Origin of the sequence: Vibrio tapetis subsp. tapetis, from assembly GCF_900233005.1 — a bacterium.
GTDB classification, from domain to species: domain Bacteria; phylum Pseudomonadota; class Gammaproteobacteria; order Enterobacterales; family Vibrionaceae; genus Vibrio; species Vibrio tapetis.
In genome coordinates, this window is record NZ_LT960611.1 from 2,563,668 (window position 1) to 2,580,863 (window position 17,196).

Annotated in this window: 15 protein-coding genes and 1 riboswitch; of the genes, 7 read left to right on the top strand and 8 right to left on the bottom strand. The window is 44.4% G+C overall.

Annotation, left to right across the window (positions count from 1 at the left end; translation table 11 throughout):
- Positions 1–625 precede the first annotated feature (625 nt).
- Positions 626–874 carry a type II toxin-antitoxin system antitoxin HipB gene (gene hipB / locus VTAP4600_RS11430; protein WP_017034177.1) on the top strand — a complete coding sequence of 83 codons (249 nt, stop codon included), beginning with the start codon at positions 626–628 and terminating at the stop codon, positions 872–874.
- Positions 874–2,175 carry a type II toxin-antitoxin system HipA family toxin gene (locus VTAP4600_RS11435; RefSeq protein WP_102522911.1) on the top strand — a complete coding sequence of 434 codons (1,302 nt, stop codon included), beginning with the start codon at positions 874–876 and terminating at the stop codon, positions 2,173–2,175. The genes hipB and VTAP4600_RS11435 overlap by 1 nt, the downstream gene beginning before the upstream one ends.
- 143 nt (positions 2,176–2,318) lie before the next feature.
- On the opposite strand, the gene VTAP4600_RS11440 is transcribed toward VTAP4600_RS11435, so the two are convergent.
- From VTAP4600_RS11440 to VTAP4600_RS11455, 4 genes are all read right to left on the bottom strand, one after another.
- On the bottom strand, positions 2,319–3,134 hold the full coding sequence (locus tag VTAP4600_RS11440) for a RecX family transcriptional regulator (protein WP_231897797.1): 816 nt from the start codon (positions 3,132–3,134) through the stop codon (positions 2,319–2,321).
- A 148-nt stretch (positions 3,135–3,282) separates the two neighbouring features.
- The gene (locus VTAP4600_RS11445) at positions 3,283–4,812 is read right to left on the bottom strand and encodes a transposase (RefSeq protein ID WP_102521342.1); all 1,530 of its coding nucleotides are present in this window, start codon (positions 4,810–4,812) and stop codon (positions 3,283–3,285) included.
- 183 nt (positions 4,813–4,995) lie between these two features.
- Positions 4,996–6,342, bottom strand: a complete 1,347-nt coding sequence (locus VTAP4600_RS11450; RefSeq protein ID WP_102522912.1) for a magnesium transporter — start codon at positions 6,340–6,342, stop codon at positions 4,996–4,998.
- Positions 6,343–6,593: 251 nt separating this feature from the next.
- Positions 6,594–8,132 (bottom strand): glutamate synthase-related protein, encoded by a 1,539-nt coding sequence (locus tag VTAP4600_RS11455; RefSeq protein WP_102522913.1) that lies wholly within the window; start codon positions 8,130–8,132, stop codon positions 6,594–6,596.
- A gap of 249 nt (positions 8,133–8,381) precedes the next feature.
- Here VTAP4600_RS11455 and VTAP4600_RS11460 point away from each other — a divergent pair, with 249 nt between their 5' ends.
- Positions 8,382–8,630 (top strand): hypothetical protein, encoded by a 249-nt coding sequence (locus VTAP4600_RS11460; RefSeq protein ID WP_102522914.1) that lies wholly within the window; start codon positions 8,382–8,384, stop codon positions 8,628–8,630.
- Here VTAP4600_RS11460 and VTAP4600_RS11465 read toward each other — a convergent pair.
- Positions 8,627–9,037 (bottom strand): ribosome recycling factor family protein, encoded by a 411-nt coding sequence (locus VTAP4600_RS11465; protein ID WP_102522915.1) that lies wholly within the window; start codon positions 9,035–9,037, stop codon positions 8,627–8,629. The genes VTAP4600_RS11460 and VTAP4600_RS11465 overlap by 4 nt on opposite strands.
- A gap of 112 nt (positions 9,038–9,149) precedes the next feature.
- Here VTAP4600_RS11465 and VTAP4600_RS11470 point away from each other — a divergent pair, with 112 nt between their 5' ends.
- Positions 9,150–9,662 (top strand): COG3650 family protein, encoded by a 513-nt coding sequence (locus VTAP4600_RS11470; RefSeq protein WP_102522916.1) that lies wholly within the window; start codon positions 9,150–9,152, stop codon positions 9,660–9,662.
- Positions 9,663–9,683: 21 nt separating this feature from the next.
- Here VTAP4600_RS11470 and VTAP4600_RS11475 read toward each other — a convergent pair whose 3' ends face one another.
- Positions 9,684–10,577, bottom strand: a complete 894-nt coding sequence (locus VTAP4600_RS11475) for a LysR substrate-binding domain-containing protein (protein WP_102522917.1) — start codon at positions 10,575–10,577, stop codon at positions 9,684–9,686.
- Between the two features lie 113 nt (positions 10,578–10,690).
- Between VTAP4600_RS11475 and VTAP4600_RS11480 the strand changes: the two genes are divergently transcribed.
- Positions 10,691–11,698, top strand: coding sequence for a DMT family transporter (locus VTAP4600_RS11480; protein ID WP_102522918.1), 1,008 nt, complete (start codon positions 10,691–10,693; stop codon positions 11,696–11,698).
- Positions 11,699–11,753: 55 nt separating this feature from the next.
- Here VTAP4600_RS11480 and VTAP4600_RS11485 read toward each other — a convergent pair whose 3' ends face one another.
- Positions 11,754–12,932, bottom strand: a complete 1,179-nt coding sequence (locus VTAP4600_RS11485; protein ID WP_102522919.1) for a MalY/PatB family protein — start codon at positions 12,930–12,932, stop codon at positions 11,754–11,756.
- Between the two features lie 75 nt (positions 12,933–13,007).
- Positions 13,008–14,576, bottom strand: a complete 1,569-nt coding sequence (gene malX / locus VTAP4600_RS11490; protein ID WP_102522920.1) for a maltose/glucose-specific PTS transporter subunit IIBC — start codon at positions 14,574–14,576, stop codon at positions 13,008–13,010.
- Positions 14,577–14,909: 333 nt separating this feature from the next.
- On the opposite strand from malX, the gene malI reads away from it, so the two are divergent.
- Together malI and ribB are read left to right on the top strand one after the other, a co-directional pair.
- On the top strand, positions 14,910–15,932 hold the full coding sequence (gene malI, locus VTAP4600_RS11495) for a Mal regulon transcriptional regulator MalI (RefSeq protein WP_102522921.1): 1,023 nt from the start codon (positions 14,910–14,912) through the stop codon (positions 15,930–15,932).
- 110 nt (positions 15,933–16,042) lie between these two features.
- Positions 16,043–16,212: riboswitch (FMN riboswitch) on the top strand.
- 103 nt (positions 16,213–16,315) lie between these two features.
- Positions 16,316–16,978 carry a 3,4-dihydroxy-2-butanone-4-phosphate synthase gene (gene ribB / locus VTAP4600_RS11500; RefSeq protein ID WP_102522922.1) on the top strand — a complete coding sequence of 221 codons (663 nt, stop codon included), beginning with the start codon at positions 16,316–16,318 and terminating at the stop codon, positions 16,976–16,978.
- Positions 16,979–17,196 lie beyond the last annotated feature (218 nt).

The following is a 17,196-nucleotide window of genomic DNA, read 5'->3' on the forward strand; positions in this document are numbered from 1 at the left end:
AATCAAAACTCAAACCGAACAGTTACCTTTTAAAACAGAGAGATAGAAGCTTAGTTCAGATGCCGCCAGCACCAAACGTTTGGAAAGGGCCAACTCGCAAGAGTTGGCCCTTTTTTTTGTCTGCTGCTTTTCGTTTTTCACCCAGTGGCCCCCTACTTTCCCTACCTCACGTAATTACTATCTTATTAAAAAACTCATCTCTGTCGATCCAACGCCCTTCTATCATTGCGTTTCAAGGTGCGTAAGACAAAGCTATTTATGTGGTGAAGATACCACCAACAAGAGCTACGTACATCGTCGGGAATGGTTACACCGACTGCATTGATGTGTACCTGTGCCGTAATAAGTAACCACTACAACCTGGCATTGCACATCAAAAAGTGAATGCCATAAAGCTGTTTCTATTTGATGTGGGGCTACTTAATCACATGCTCGCGACAAGTTACCGTGAAATTATGCCTCACCATGTCACCGAATACCCCCACAAGGAGATATCACTTTAAAAATCCCCTTGTGGGTATATGGTGGACTATATCCCCATCAAGGGATATACTTTTATATATCCTTACTAGAGGATAATGAGATATATGAAGTCGCACCTTAACTCTATAGAGGATTGGAATAAATGATATATAGTCCAAAGCAACTCGCTGACATGATGCTCCTAATAAGGCAAAAGAACGGCTGGACTCAATCAGAGTTGGCCAAAAGGGTAGGCATAAAGCAAGCAACTATCTCAAACTTCGAAAATAGTCCTGATAAGACAACACTTTCGACTTTCTTTAAACTTATTCAGGCAATGGAGCTGACACTGAGCATCCAGGAAAAAGCACAAGTAAGTTCACAAGATAGCCAAGATGATGAGAACTGGTAATGCAAAAACTAAACGCATACATGAACGGAGAACTCGTAGGGACTCTCAATAAACAGAAGAATGGTGCTCATACTTTTCAGTATGATAAGACCTGGGTAACCAGTGACAAGTCCCGACCACTATCATTGTCTCTAAAATTACAACTTCCACCTATAACTTCAGACTCAGTCATCAACTACTTCGACAACCTTTTACCTGATAGCCCAAAGGTGAGAGACAGGATCGTAAATCGTTATAAAGCTTCATCTAAGCAGCCATTCGATCTTCTCAAAGAAGTTGGTAAAGATAGCGTCGGAGCTATTGCATTAATTTCTCCTGAACAACCTTACAAAAATGAATCACTCAATTATCAAGTCTTAGATGATAAAAAGTTGGATGCAGTGCTTTCAGCCTACAAATCCGATATCCCCCTCGGAATGGTTGAAGAAGAAGAAGATTTCAGAATATCAGTGGCTGGTGTTCAAGAAAAAACGGCACTTCTATTTCTTGATGAACAGTGGTGTATCCCCAAAGGTAATACTCCAACAACTCATATCATCAAACTACCGATTGGCGAAATACAACAAGCAAACGCAACATTAGATCTTAAAGACAGTGTTGAAAACGAGTACCTTTGCATCGAGTTAGCTAAGGCACTAGGGTTTGCAGTTCCCAATGTCCACATGCTCAAAACTGATAACCTGAAAGCTTTAGCTGTAGAGCGATTCGATAGACGCTGGACTAAAGATAAAGCTAACTTACTCCGTCTACCTCAAGAAGACATGTGCCAAGTATTTGGTATGCCATCATCAATCAAGTACGAACCTCAAGGTGGCCCCGGTATTTCGGAAATCATGAAGCTACTCATGGGTTCAAGTAATGCACTGAAAGATCAGTATAACTTCATGAAGTTTCAAGTTTTTCAGTGGATTATAGGGGCAACTGATGGGCATGCTAAGAACTATTCTATTTATATTGAGAAGGGAGGGAGTTATCGTTTAACTCCATTCTACGATATTTTATCAGCATATCCGCTTCTGGGTGGTCGAGGCCTGAATATTAGAAAAATCAAGCTCGCAATGGGACTCAAAGCGACTAGAGGGAAAAAGTATGAAATTAACAAAATATTACCTCGCCACTTTCTGGATACAGCTAAAGCAGTAAACTTCAGCCAAGATAAGATGCAAAAGATATTGAATGAGCTGAAAGGTGAATTCCCCGAAGCAATCTTACAAGTAAAAGCAAAGCTACCTGAAGATTTCCCTGAGAAGATTTCAGACTCAATTTTTGAAAATGCCACAAAGATACTTTCGAAGATTTAATTTTAATAAAGTATATTTAATACAATTAGTTATATGATCACTCCCGCCAGCCCACCAAACATTTGGAAAGGGCCAACTCGCAAGAGTTGGCCCTTTTTGTTTGTTGCTCTGAATTTAAATGACACTCAGGTACTAGGACTCAGTTATTGAGATAAGGTCTCTTTGATCTCATCAGAGCTAAACCCGTGAGAATACAGGTACGCGTAGGCTTTGCTTTTGTCTTTCGAGCTCTTTAAATCAAAGCGTTTTTTCTCAAGCCTTAGTTGGCAGTTAGCGTAAAAATCGATGCTGCCATCGAGCTCCAGTTTATCCATTTCTTCATCAAATTTTGTCATATCAATCAGTTTTTGCTGTAACTCGCGCTTTATCACTGACTTGCCTTTGAGCTTACGTGCCAGTTTTTCTATCTCTTTTACTAAATCGGCTTTATCAGCTTTGATTTGCATTTTTGATGACAGCGTTGAAGCGACTGGGTGTGCTTTTATGGCTTCTCGTACATCCGACGATTTAAAACCATACTTGATTAGGGTGGCTTGTAGCTTGTCACTTGAAAACGACTCTAGCCTCATACTTGAAAGGCGCTCGTTAATCATGGCTATTTCGCACACTTCATCACGGTCAACGATATGTTGAATCGCTTCCTGAATGGTGGACTCATCCACACCTTTGAGCTTGAGTTGAGTCAAAATAAACTGCCTGCCCTTTTGCGCGTTAAACGCCATTTCGACAAAATTAATCGCAAATTTTTTATCTGACTTTAAATAACCTCGTTCAATCAGATCATTAAGAACGGTATCTATCCACTCTTGATTATCCGTTTTCGCCACCAGCTTTTTTCTTAGCTCATCGATGGTTCTGTCTTTGGCTTCTAAGTGATAAAACGCACTGCCATAAACGTTATCGATTGTTTTTGCTTGTTTAATAGGGCGTTGAAGCTGTAGAATTTCTCGATTTTTCACCGATTTCCCATGTTTTTATCGTCATTAATCCTACTGGCAACGGCGTAAATACTGCTCGATGGTAGCGGCCTTTATCATGGTAAGGAAAGATAGAGCGACAGGATGAGAGTTAATTTGGGTTTTTCGCTGATTTTAGAGGTTTTACCCTCTAGATGATGCAATTCCGTAGCTTTTCCATGTTGTGAAGCATGCTGAACATCGCCCATTGGGCGTTCACTTTCTCTTGTCCTCTTAGCGTAAATCGATTCATCTGTTTGTTGACGGTGATGTTGCCAAAAACAGGTTCAACACACCCAAGCCGTTTACTGTATTGCCGCCTTCCTTCTGGGCTATCAATCTTGTCTTTCATGGCTTGCATGTGGTCAAAGTCTTTGGTGTTTTTGTAGATGAAGAAGACTTGTCGACCGACTTGCTTGCCAGGCGGTTTTCTCATGCACAGCGGTTGATGAACGCATTGTCTGCAGTCGTTTAGGTATCCACAAAACTGAGCACCACGCTCTCCACGGATGACGGCGTTCTTGCTGCTCAGCCGCATCATATTTCCTGCAGGGCATCGGCAAGTCATGTCGTCTTGGTTGAACTCGAACATAGAAATGGAGTAACAGGTTTTACCTGTTTTCGAGCGTTTCTTTCGTTTTTTCGCTTGCTCGGTCTGATAGGTTTCACTGTTTTGAAACAGCGGATTACGGCTGCGAAATCCAGTGTCTGCTATGTAACAATCATAAGGAGTCTCAGACAGGAACTTGAGGTTGGTTTTACTATGAAATCCGCTGTCTGCGGTGAACTTGGTGGTGCGCTTTGAGCTGTTGGGTAGCTTCTCTAATTGTTCTTTCAAAGCGAGCACTGCAGGCTTTAATGTTTGCTGTTCACCAACGCTTCCCCACACTTGGCTGTGTAAAATAATTTGGTGCTTGTCATCCGTGATGGCGATGCCGTTATAACCTTGAATCGTACCTTTTGAGGTGGTCATTTTAGCGCTGTCATTGTCCGTGATGTTGCTTTTTACGGGTTTTTTACTGCTGCCCAATTTGTCTTTAGTGCTCGCCAGAAATGAACCTATTTTATCGGCGCTGCTATCAAGCTTTTGTTTTTGTCTTAGGTCTTGTTCGATAACTTCATTTGGGAGCGAATCTTGGCTTTGATGACGCTCGATAATTCGCTGGCTCGCCCGCTGTAGTTTTTCTTTTTTACGGCGAAGCTCTTCGTGTGTGCCACTCCATTCCTTACTGGCATTGGATGAAATTTTACAGCCATCAATAGCAAACATGTTACGGCCTATTAGGCCTTGTTCATCGCATATCATGAGAACCTGAGTGAACAGTGGTTCGATGGTGTCCTTCATTTGTGCGATGAAAGCCGCGATAGTGGTGAAGTGTGGTCGCTCGTCGCCCGATAAGCACATGAAAGTGACATTGTTGATGCAGGCTCTTTCTATGCGTCGGCTAGTTAACATGCCGAGGGAATAGGCGTAAAAAATAACCTTAAGCATGATGGAGGGTGGATAAGCCGCCGCCCCGTTTTTGTCGTTGTGGTAGTGCGCATCAAAGGGCGAGAGGTCGAGGTGGTTATCGACAATGTGGGAAATCGCATACTCAATAGTTCCGGGGATGAGTTGTTCATCGATGATGATAGGGACGAACATGTTTTGGTTCGAGTAATCGGTTTTGAAGTTGGGCATAACCGTGTCTTGTGGCGAATAATTTAGATTAGATCACAAGGAGTTAGTGCGTTCAAGTTCATATCGTGATGAAATGGCGGCAGGATCAGAATTGAGACGGGCGAGGAGAAATTCTACAGCCTCGTTGGTTGATCATTCTCACCTCGAGTCAAATTCAAAAATAAAGGGGCTTTGGGTTACTCATTACAACATGACTAAACTTGCAGTACCGAGGAAGGCAAAAAAGCCGACCACATCGGTGACAGTCGTTAGTATTACTGACCCTGCTAGAGCTGGATCGAGTTTTAATTTATCCAATACAATAGGGATAATTACACCAAATAACGCAGCGGCGATAATGTTCACAATAATAGCTAATGCAATGGTGGCACCAAGGACAGCAGATTGAAACCAGAGCCCGGCAAGAGCCCCTATGATCACAGCCCAAAGTAGGCCATTAATAGAACCAATACCCAGTTCGTTTTTTAATAACGCCAACCGGTTACCTGGGGCAATTTGGTTTAATGCCATCGCCCGAACCATCAAGGTCAGGGTTTGACTGCCCGCGATGCCTCCCATAGAAGCTACGATAGGCATCAGTACGGCAAGCGCCACCACCTGAGTGATCACATCTTCAAATAACCCGATGGTGACCGATGCCAAAATAGCGGTGAACAAGTTAATACCAAGCCACACACCTCGTTTGCGTGAGCTTTTCAGTACAGGAGCAAACAAGTCGTCTCCCTCATCCATACCCGTACCGGCCATTAAGCGAGTCTCATAAATTTCACGTTGCGTATTGAGTGCAAATTTCCAGTCGATTTCACCGATGAGTGTCTGATCGTCATCGACTACAGGTAAGGCCGATAAGGAACATTGCCCCATCCCTTCAATACCCTCTTGCAAGCTCAATTTACTGCTGAGCGTAGTGACGTGGTCTATCGCTAAGCTATTCAGCTTTACCCCGCTGTCTGCTCTGAGAATTTCGTAATAATTCACCACACCTTTCAGCTGCTTATGCCGATTGATCAAGTAGACTTGCTGTGGCGTATCGTAGCTGTAGCGTTCCATCAAGACTTTGGCTTTGTCTACGGTGATATTGAAAGGCAGGGTAATGACTTTTCTTTCGGCCCAGCGTCCAAGCTCTTCTTCATCGAACTCGTTCGCTTGGTCATACAATTCTAATTCGCTTTTCTCTATTAAGCGTATCGCATCGGCGGTGATCTCTTCAGGTAAAGAATCAGCCCATTCAATCAAGGATAAGTTATCTAACTTGGCTAATGTTAATTTCAATTCAACGTCAGATAGGGACTCGATCACCGATAATCGCACATCTGCACGCATTTCAGTCAGTACGTCGATGTGCAGCTCTAGTGGCAGCAAACGCCAAAGCCTAGCGCGATCTTCAATTGGAAACGCTTCCAAAATTAATGCGACCGATCCGGGCTCCAGCCCCTTTTCAATCAGATCGTTAAGCACCTGACTTTGTGCTGATTCTTCAGTAAGGGAAACCAGTTCAATTTGACGGGATAGTTCTTGAAATTCGCTCACTTAAATACTCTACCTGTAGGACAAAACGCCACGATTAGTTTTGAACAAACAAGCCAACATACTAGCAGCTACAACTTGGATAAACGACTATTCTCTCATCATAACCTAGAGAAAAAACAACGCGCTATGCCTTTAGATTGGGACATACCTTCTAAGCCTCATGCCCTCTAAATTGCTAAGTAGGATTGTGCCGCCGTTCAAGGCGACAAACAGAAAAATAGGCTTCTCCATTTGTCACCTTTACCATCGCGCTATTCTTCGTACCCAGAGAATGTCACACCGGAAAGTCGCGCCATCTCGCGGTGCCATGTGGCCAAATCTTTCCGATTGAATTTGCTTAAGTCATCGTGACCACAAGCCCGAGCCATTACTTGCATTAACTCTGTCGAAGCTTCAAAAAAATTCTTCAATTGATTGGCCGATTTCTCTACATTCAATCTCTGACGAAGATCCGCTTTTTGGGTCGCAATGCCTGCTGGGCAGTTATTGGTGTTGCACATTCTGGCGGCAACGCAGCCAATCGCCTGCATCGCACTGTTTGAAATCGCTACGCCATCCGCCCCTAACGCCAAGGCTTTAACAAAATCCATGGGGACGCGTAATCCGCCAGTAATGATCAGTGTCACTCGCTCACTTGCACCCTGTTGATCCAAATAGCGCCTTGCCCGAGCCAATGCAGGAATGGTAGGTACGCTAATATGATCGCGAAACATTTCTGGCGCAGCCCCCGTACCACCACCGCGCCCATCCAAAATGATGTAATCGGCGCTGGCATCAAGTGCAAACTGAATATCCTCTTCAATGTGGTTGGCACTGAGCTTAAAGCCTATCGGTATCCCTCCCGTTACTTCCCTTACTCGATCTGCGAACTGTTTAAAATCTTCAACCGTAACCAAGTGTGGAAAAGTTGGGGGGGATATTGCAGGTTCGCCTTCAGGGATGCCTCTAACTTGAGAAATTTTTCCGATATTTTTGTTGCCCGGAAGATGCCCACCTGTCCCTGTTTTGGCTCCTTGCCCGCCTTTAAAGTGAAACGCCTGGACCTTGCTCAGTAACGCTTCATCGTAACCAAACTCTGCACTGGCCAACTCATAAAAGTAATGCGAATTTGCTTGTTGTTCCTCAGGTAGCATTCCCCCTTCGCCTGAACATATCCCCGTTCCAGCTCGCTCTGCACCCGTTGCCATCGCAATTTTAGCTTCTTCAGAAAGCGCCCCAAAGCTCATGTCTGACACAAACAAAGGGATGTCTAACGTGAGTGGTTTTTTCGCCTTGGGTCCAATCACTAATTTCGTCGCGACCGGAACATTTTCCAGCAAAGGTTTTCGTGCCATTTGCGCGACCATCACTTGAAGATCGTCCCAGTGTGGTAATAAATGCCGAGGAACCCCCATGGATGTCATTGGTCCGTGATGCCCGAGTTTGCTTAGCCCTTCTCTGGCTAATTGATGAATGAAGGTCACCGTTGGCTCTTCAGCAGTCACTACTGCGACCGGAATATCACCAGCCCCTGCGGTTATGCCGGGGCCAGGTTTTCCCACTTGTTCGGCTGTGAATTGCTTATGACTGCCATCGCAAAACGGGAGGTTCGCGCTATGTTTGCATTGGCAAAGGTAGGCATCACCCGTATCGTCGGCCACGAAATTGATCGGTTTAATGCCGGTTCCTGCATGAGAACCATCACAAAATGGTGGATTTTTTGACTGGCCACAGGCACAAAAATAGTGTTCATCGCCTTTATTTAGGCTGATTTTAATGGGTTTATTGTCCACAACAATCGGTTTGCTCATCACATGCTGTCCTTATAGTTATCAATAACGCATCGTTGTGCGTCTAAGGTAAGCATAGGAAGCAATTGGAAAATGAACATTCGATAAACTGACGGGCTTGTTCAGTTATTTAGAATCCAATAGGCACTGCGGTCTCGCGCTCTTTGATTACATCGCTACAATAGGCCAGTTATCTGGTAATCTATGCCGATATTTATCGGCTCTATCGCACAGCGAATCTTTAAACAGTCAGCACCTACGGATTTATCAATGTATTTAGTTTTGTATTGTCACAACATCGGCATGACCGATTTCTCTTTTTTTGAAACCGAAGATTTTGATAAAGAGGAAGGCTATATTGTTCGAGGCAAGTGGCCAAATGAACAGGCATTTCGAGATTATCTGGTTACAGAGTTTGGCGACTTAGCGAGCTATAAAGTCATTGATTTGATTTGTGATGGGAAGCAAGCTGAAGATTATTCGCAACAAGATCTAACGCTGAAAGCTCAACAAATTTAATCGTCCATATCTTCCGTTTCAAAGCGAGCACGACGCGCTTGTGCTATCGAGCAGTGAGTAACGTCCATCATTTCAGACAGGGTGATGTTTGGGTTTTCGCTAAGTAGGTGCAATAACTGCTCATGCATGCTGAATGTCGGCTTGACCTTAGTCTTTTGATAAATTGAAACCTTATCAATCAGGTAGCCCATCGCTTCTGGATACCCAGCACGCAACGCGATAAGTAATGGCATAATATGCCGGCTTTCCCCTAACAATTGCCAGTTTCGAGAGCGCCTCACTCTTTTTAATACACAGTGATGACTCAACGCTAATTGCTTGGCCTGCTTAACCGTGTCTCCTCCCATACGATGAATCAGCGAGGGTAATGCAATGACGTGTATTTCACTCTTATTGTTGCCTGACATACACCACTCCTCTCTTAAAGGTTTGTCATCTAAATATAACCATCAGGGTTCAATATTTGAGGTAAGATATTAGATACATCCTAATCAATTTCGAATTTATAGAGCATAAAATATGTTAAAGAAACTCATCATTGTCGGTCTCTTACTGGCTGCTACCGGTTGTAGCTTGCAAGCAAGTTCGTCTAACTCAAGACACACGCCGTTCAATGAGCAGTTCTATGTAGAATCTCTGGTCAAAAATAACATTACTGTGGATACAAGTTTAGAGTCAGTCCAATTTCTTTATGGTAAGTATGACCTCAACAACGATGGTAATAACGAATATATTATCCAATTAATCGGCCCTTACTTCTGTGGTTCTGGTGGTTGCTCTACCTATCTATTTGATAACCAGAATAATCAATTAGATTACTTCACGGTTGCCAGTACTCCAATCGCCGCATCTGAAGTCGTCAGTCATGGTTGGCATGATCTTATCATTTGGAGTAATCGCGCCTACCGGAAAATTGAACATACTGGCAAACACTACCCTTCAAACCCATCGGTAGAACCGGAGACAACACTTGAAAACTCAGTGACGATTATTGATACCCATTTACCAATTCAAAAATTAGCATTGCAATAGTACTTTCCCACACGCATGGCTTCACTGACTAAAGGCTCGGTGAAGCCAAGAACGTAACGTCAGCACCTTTTCTTGTTTTAGTTTTTCGACTGGGCAAGCAAAATAAAAACTCTTCTCTGGGTGCAAGACTTCATTACCTATTTGCACCAATAAGCCAGACTCAATATCACTCTTAATAAACTGCTGGTGCGTCACCAACACGCCTAAGCCACTCATGGCCGCTTGAACGGACTGAATCGTGGCATTAAAGCTTAAGTTTTTCTGCCTGTTCGGTATCGGTATTTGATAAGCATCACACCAGTGTTGCCAATCGTCTTGTCTTCTTGGGTTCGTCACATAGATCGCAGCATAACGTTCAAGCATCTCAGCAACAGACAGCTCATCGTCTACCTCTAAAAGTTTAGGGCTGCAAACAAGAACCAAATTATCGTCACCGAGCTTTTCCAAATGATAGTCTTGCCATTCACGCGGGTGGCCATGGATCAGTGCCACATCCACCCCCTCCCGTTCTAAGTCAAATACCATAGGAATATTTGAAATCCGAATATCAATATTGGGGGCTGATCGTTGAAACTCCTCCACTCTTGGTATCCACCAATGCAGTGCTAGCGAGTTGATCATGTTCAGTGTTAATGGGCTGTCGTCATTGCTGCTTGCTAGCTCTTCACTGGCCAACACGATTTGTTCCAACGCAGGGGCGACTTTCTTATAGTATCGACGCCCATCAATGTTAAGTTCAACACGCCTTCCTACACGACGAAATAACGGCCGATTGAGCTGATTTTCTAACGCTTTTATCGCTTGGCTTATCGCAGAATGGCTGACGCTCAACGTGTTGGCCGCCTCCGTCATGCTGCCTAGCTCAGCAACGGCCACAAAGGCATAAATGGACTTTAAAGGAACCAGTTTCTTCATGACCGCCTCAAGATTTAATTGGTAAGTTTTTCTTACACATCATGTCAATATTACTCGCTTTTTTATGTTCTTCAAGCGGTCTAAAATTCAAGCATCATTGAGGAGCTATATTTATGTCGTTATCTGCATCCCACCCAGAGCAAAGCAATCACCAAATGAAGGCCATTACTTTCATGCTTATCTCTACGTTTAACTTGTCACTCACAGGATTGTTAACCAAAAACCTGACGGACATCATCCACTACGACCTACTTATTTTGCTGCGTTTTCTGATACCCGCGCTATTTATGGTCTGGCTGCTCGCCATCACTGAATGGCAGAGTCCGGATAGAGCCACCTTACCCGCGCTCGTTTTGAGGGCGTTATTTATTACCCTCACACAGGTTTGCTTTTTGTATGCACTTGCTCACCTTTCCTTAATGGAATCTGTGGTGCTTTTTAGTACCGGCCCCTTATTTATCCCTTTGTTAGAAAAAATCATCTTTGGTACCCCCCTTAATCACCTCACGATCATCGCATTGCTGATGGCTTTTGTTGGCGTCGCCATTCAATCTGGCATAAAGGGAAATATAGACTGGCGACCAGAGTTGTTGATTGGGGTCGCATCAGGGGTGTTTAATCCAGCAAGCCAAGTGTGTATGTATCGGTCGACGAAAAGCCAGTTATCCTCATTGGCATTAAATACCTGGTGCATGGTGTTCGCCTCGGTCTTCGCTTTTGTGCTATTTGCTGGGTTACAAGGGAACGATATCCTGAACGTACACAATGGTGATTTAAGCCTGTCGACGTTGCTGTTACAAAATGTCGTCTTGGACAATGATTGGATATGGGCGGTCATTGCCGTGCTATTAATGTCGGTCACCACCATTAATACGCAAGTATTTAGGGCGAAGGCTTATCGATTAGTCAGCACAGGTTCAATTTTGGCGCCCTTAATCTTCACTAACCTCGTATTCGCAACGTTATGGCAGGTGATGTTTTTCAACTTCGAATGGCAACCCCATACCATCATGGGCATGATACTGATCGTAAGTGCTACGATGTTGCACAGTTTAGGGCCAAAAGCTCAGCGATTTTGGGTCAATAAAAGCAAAGAAGATCGCCTAAGAAAAGCCGCTTAATCAACAAAATAGCACTGTTGTCCCAGCTTAATGAATTGGACAACAGTGATTCGAGTTACTCTTCGCTCATAAGGTAGGAAATAGCCGAGATCAAGGCTGATACCCCCGCTTCTACTTTACTCCTAGGGCAACCTACATTCAGGCGTAAGTATCCCTCGCCTTCTCTCCCATAGGTATCTCCACGCATGATCGCCACTTTGTGGTTTTCAATGAGACGTTTTTGCAATTCGTCCATATTCACATTCAAACTCGAAAGATCAATCCAAGCTAGGTAGGTACCTTGCGGCACTTGATAGTTAATCGAGGGAAAGGCGTTATTTATCTCGTTAGCCACAAAAGTAAGGTTAGCCTTTAGGTATTGCTTTAGCTCCTCTAACCAAGCTTCGCCATCTTGATAGGCCGTAATGTGCCCAATAACACTTAAAATTGCCGGTGAAGACAAGCCATCAGCGGCTTTAAGTTGTTTGAGGTAAGCATTACGAATCTCCTCATCAGGGATCAAGGCATAAGCGCCAGTCAGCGCTGGAATATTAAATGATTTGGAGCCAGAACTGACCAGTGCCCACTGGTTATCGAGCGCGACTGAAGGCCAAGGTGTGTAACGTTCAAATGCCATATCCATATGAATATCATCAGAAATAACTTTTACGTTATGCGCTAAGCATAACTCGGCCATTTTACTAAGTTCGCGCTCACTCCATACTCTTCCGGTCGGATTTTGCGGAGAACAGAGCAGCAAAACTTTACATTCGGGCTTAGCCAATTGAGACTCAAATTGGCACCAATCAATCTCATAACTGGTGTCGGTCTTTAGCAACGGGCTTGTCAGTAAAGCGCGCTCATTCGCTTCCAGCATATTAGCAAAGGCATCATACGCGGGTGTATGAACCAACACTCCGTCCCCAACACTCGTCCATTGCACAATTAACTTGGCAATGATGTAAATAACCGACGGGCCGTAAACGATACTTTCTGCATCCAGTGTTGCGTCATAACGAGATGCAAACCAATCCAAGATCGCCTGTTTAAAGTCGTCATGATTCCAACGGCTGTAGCCTAATACACCATGTTCTAAACGAGCCTTAAGCGCATTTTGAATGCTCGGCGCCGTCTCAAAATCCATGTCTGAAATAGTAAATGGCAGAAGGTCGGCTTGACCAAAACGATCTTGAACATAGTCCCACTGGGTGCAATAAGTACCGTGCCGATCAACAGTACGAGAAAAATCAAACATGGCAAACTCCAATAAAACGAGATTCAAATACGGAAAATGGGGAGCAAAGCCCCCCAAGGTTATCGCTGTGCTTTGTTATGCTGGCATGAGACTTTGCATCTCATTTTTCACCATATGCACTTGGGGGCCAATCACAACTTGAAGGTTATGATCATCCAGCTTAACAACACCAAGAGCACCGTTCGCTTTTAGCCGAGCATCATCAACCAAAGACATATCTTCAACAGACAAACGTAAACGCGTTATGCAGTTATCAAGCGACACAATATTCGCAGGGCCACCGAGTGCCTCTAAAATGATATCGCCTTTGTAACCGGTCACTTTTTCGCCAGCAGAGGAGATCGCATCTTCAGTATTGTCGATTTCGCGACCCGGAGTTTTTAAGTTGAAGCGTACAATCGCAAAGCGGAACACGCTGTAGTAAACCGCAAACCAAATGGCCGCCACAAGGGGAATTAAGTACCACTTAGTCGCCGTACCTTGCAGTACACCGAAGATAAAGAAGTCGATAATATTGCCATCGGTATTACCAACGGTCACATCGAGCAAGCCCATAACCATAAAGCCAAGACCAGTAAGGACTGCGTGAATAAGGTAAAGTGCCGGAGCAATAAATAGGAACAAGAATTCGAGTGGTTCTGTAATACCACCAACGGTACACGCCACAACGCCAGAAATTAGCAGTGCTTTAATTTTTCCACGATTTTCAGGGCGAGCACAATGGTACATAGCAAGAGCCGCACCCGGTAAACCGCCTAGGAATGTCGGCATTTTACCCTGAGAGAGGAAAGCCGTCGCAGATGGAGAGAAACCATCAACACTACTACACGCGACCTCGGCATAGAAAATATTCAACGCGCCGCTCACGGTATCGCCACACACATCCAGTGTGCCACCCGCTTCGGTAAAGCGGATCAATGCAACCAATATGTGATGCAAACCAACCGGCAGTAGTAAACGCTCACCAGCACCAAACATGAATGGACCAAATGGGCCAGCGTGAGAAATCGCCGTACCGATCGCATTAATACCTGCTGCGAAGAATGGCCATACGAGTGGTACAGCAAGGCCAACAACACCAAGCACGACCGTTGTAATAATAGGAACAAAACGCGCCCCACCAAAGAAAGCGAGTGCATCTGGCATTTTGTAGGTGTAAAAGCGTAAGTGAAGCTTCGCAACAATAATACCGACGATGACGGCACCTAAAATACCCGTATCAATTGAGTCGATACCAATTATGGATTTTACGCCGTAAGCGGCTTCTTGCTCTGCATTACCCAGCACGCCCGCGACGGAAAGATAAAAGTTGATCGATAAGTTCAACGCCGCGTAACCGACAAAGCCAGCAAATGCGGCAACGCCTTTCTCTTCTCGAGCTAAACCAAGAGGAATGGCAACCGCAAACATAACTGGCAAATAAATAAAGGCGACAAGGCCAATTTTCGTCATCCACATGAACAACAATTGCATGGGCATATTGTCTAATAGTGGAATGGTTTCTTTGACTGCGGCGCTTGAAAATGAGCTACCGACGCCGAGTAAAATACCCGAAAATGCGAGCAAAGCGACTGGGAGCATGAAGGTTTTTCCGAGGCTTTGGAAAAACTCCCACAATGTGGTTTTATTCGAAGTTCTAGACATGGTTAACGCCCTCTAAGCGGTACATAGTTTCAGTGATTGACTAGGTAAAACGTTTTATCAAAATCTTGTTAAAAAACGCCATCTCCTCATCCATGTGTCCGCGAGATTTGGCGCTCTAAGTTCTATCTGCCCAAAGAGTAAAACGTTTTATCAGTTTACTAATAGTCCGTAAGTCACAAATTTGAACAAGCAGTTGCTGATATATCTAAGATTAAACTGAGTCTGTGATTAATGATCCATTTTTCAGCCTTGATAAAACGTTTTACTCCATGACGTACTTTATTTTCGATATAGTAGCGACGAGTCGTCAAAAGCATAAGCTGTATAGCCCGCATGAAAAAGAAAGCAGTAAAAATCAATGATGTTGCAAAACATGCCGGTGTATCGGTTTCTACCGTTTCTTTGGTACTAGGCAATAAGGGCCGCATCTCGGAAGCGACCATCAAAAAAGTCAACCAAGCGGTTAACGAACTCGGTTATGTTCGTAATGAAGCCGCAGCCAACCTGAGAACACAGCACTCCAATTTAATTGGCTTGATCTTGCGAGACATCACCGATCCTTTTTACGCTGAGATCACATCCGGTATTAGCAGCGTATTAGAGAAACATGGCTATATGTTATTTCTTGCCCAATACGGCGACGACTCCGACAAACTGACTAAATGCGTAAGATCCATGATCCAGCAAGGTGTTGCCGGTATTGCCTTCAACCCACTCAGAGGCGGGACTTCTCAAGTCATCGAACTGGCAAACAACGCCAGTATTCCCGCCATTTGTTTATCGCGCGCAACAGTGGATGACTCCGTAGACAATGTCTGCCCAGACAATAGCCTTGCCGCAAAACTGGCAACGCAGCATCTCATTGAGCAAGGGCATCGACATATTGCTTATGTGGGGGGGAGCGGCGACTCACTGACGAGAGCAGAGCGGATTGGCGGATACTGTACAACCCTGATGCAATATGGCCTCATGTTCAAAAATGAATGGGTGGTAGAGTGCGATCAAAGCCAGCAAAACGCCGCTGACATCGTCGAAAACTTACTGCATCATCATCCGCAGATAACCGCTTTACTGTGTCACCGTTCAAAAACCGCTATTGGTGCAGTTTATGCCGCCAATAGAGTCAACCGACGGGTTGGTAAAGATCAATACATCGAAAAACAAATTTCTATCATTGGTTTTGATGATGTCCCTGAAGCCCAGTTGTGCACACCTTCTTTAACGTTTACCTCTTCCCCGGCCTATGAGATTGGTAAACAAGCGGGTCAGCGTCTTGTTAACCAACTGAAACATCCACAAACTGGCATTCAAAAGATCATTATTCCACCGACTTTGATTCGAAGAGAATCGGCTTAACAGCGGAACTATCAAACCATCACAATAATGTCAGTAAATCGTTTGCTTACCTTGCCAGCACTGGATTGAGACGGTAAGATCGGCGTGCTTACATTATTAAGCGACACATTAATTATTCTCAGGGCGGGGCGAAATTCCCCACCGGCGGTAAGTCATTAAACGAACGATGATTACATTATTCGTTATCTTGATAAGCCCGCGAGCGCTCGGTACGCCGAGGACAGCAGATCTGGTGAGATTCCAGGGCCGACGGTTAAAGTCCGGATGGGAGAGGATGATAAACACACTGAAGATCTTCAGTGTGCTTGTTTTGGATGCCTATTTTTATGCGTATCCCCCTTCATGTATGCCCTGATTCTGGTATTTATTTATAGAGGTCTACCATGAATCAGAAACAATCATCGTTATTAGAAGAATTCGGCACTCCACTAGAGCGTGTTGAAAAAGCCATTACTGCACTTAAAGCAGGCAAAGGCGTGGTATTGCTAGATGATGAAGATCGTGAAAACGAAGGCGACATCATTTACTCAGCAGAACTGCTAACCAATGCTCAAATGGCACTGATGATCCGCGAATGTAGCGGCATTGTTTGCTTATGCTTAACTGACGAGCAAGCAAACCAACTTGATTTACCACCAATGGTTGTCGATAACAACAGTGCAAACCAAACGGCGTTTACCGTGACCATCGAAGCAAAAGTCGGTGTCACAACGGGCGTCTCTGCTGCTGACCGTGTAACAACGATCAAAACGGCCATCAACCCTCAAGCAAAACCAACAGACTTGGCTCGCCCAGGTCACGTATTCCCATTACGTGCTCGCAAAGGTGGCGTTCTTTCTCGCCGTGGTCATACTGAAGGTACCGTTGATTTGATGCAAATGGCCGGTTTGGCTCCCGCTGGTGTGCTTTGTGAAGTCACCAATGTTGACGGCACTATGGCAAAAACACCTGAACTGGTTGCCTTTAGTAAAATGCACGACATGCCAATTTTAACCATTGAAGACATGGTGAAATACCGCTTAGAAACAGCGGAAAAAAGCGCTTAGTTACACAAAAAGTACTCGTTCTTAAAGCACTTCGCCTACAGTAGGCTAAGTGCTTTTTTTATATTTATTTCAATTAGATATAATTACAACAAGTAAAAGGATCATCATAGGCTAAATACTTAATCATTCGCTACGCTCAACATGTGATTGCAATCAAAGTGATGGCATCCCCAAGGCCGAGTTGTTAAGGTTGTATCAAATCAATATCTTACAGGCCT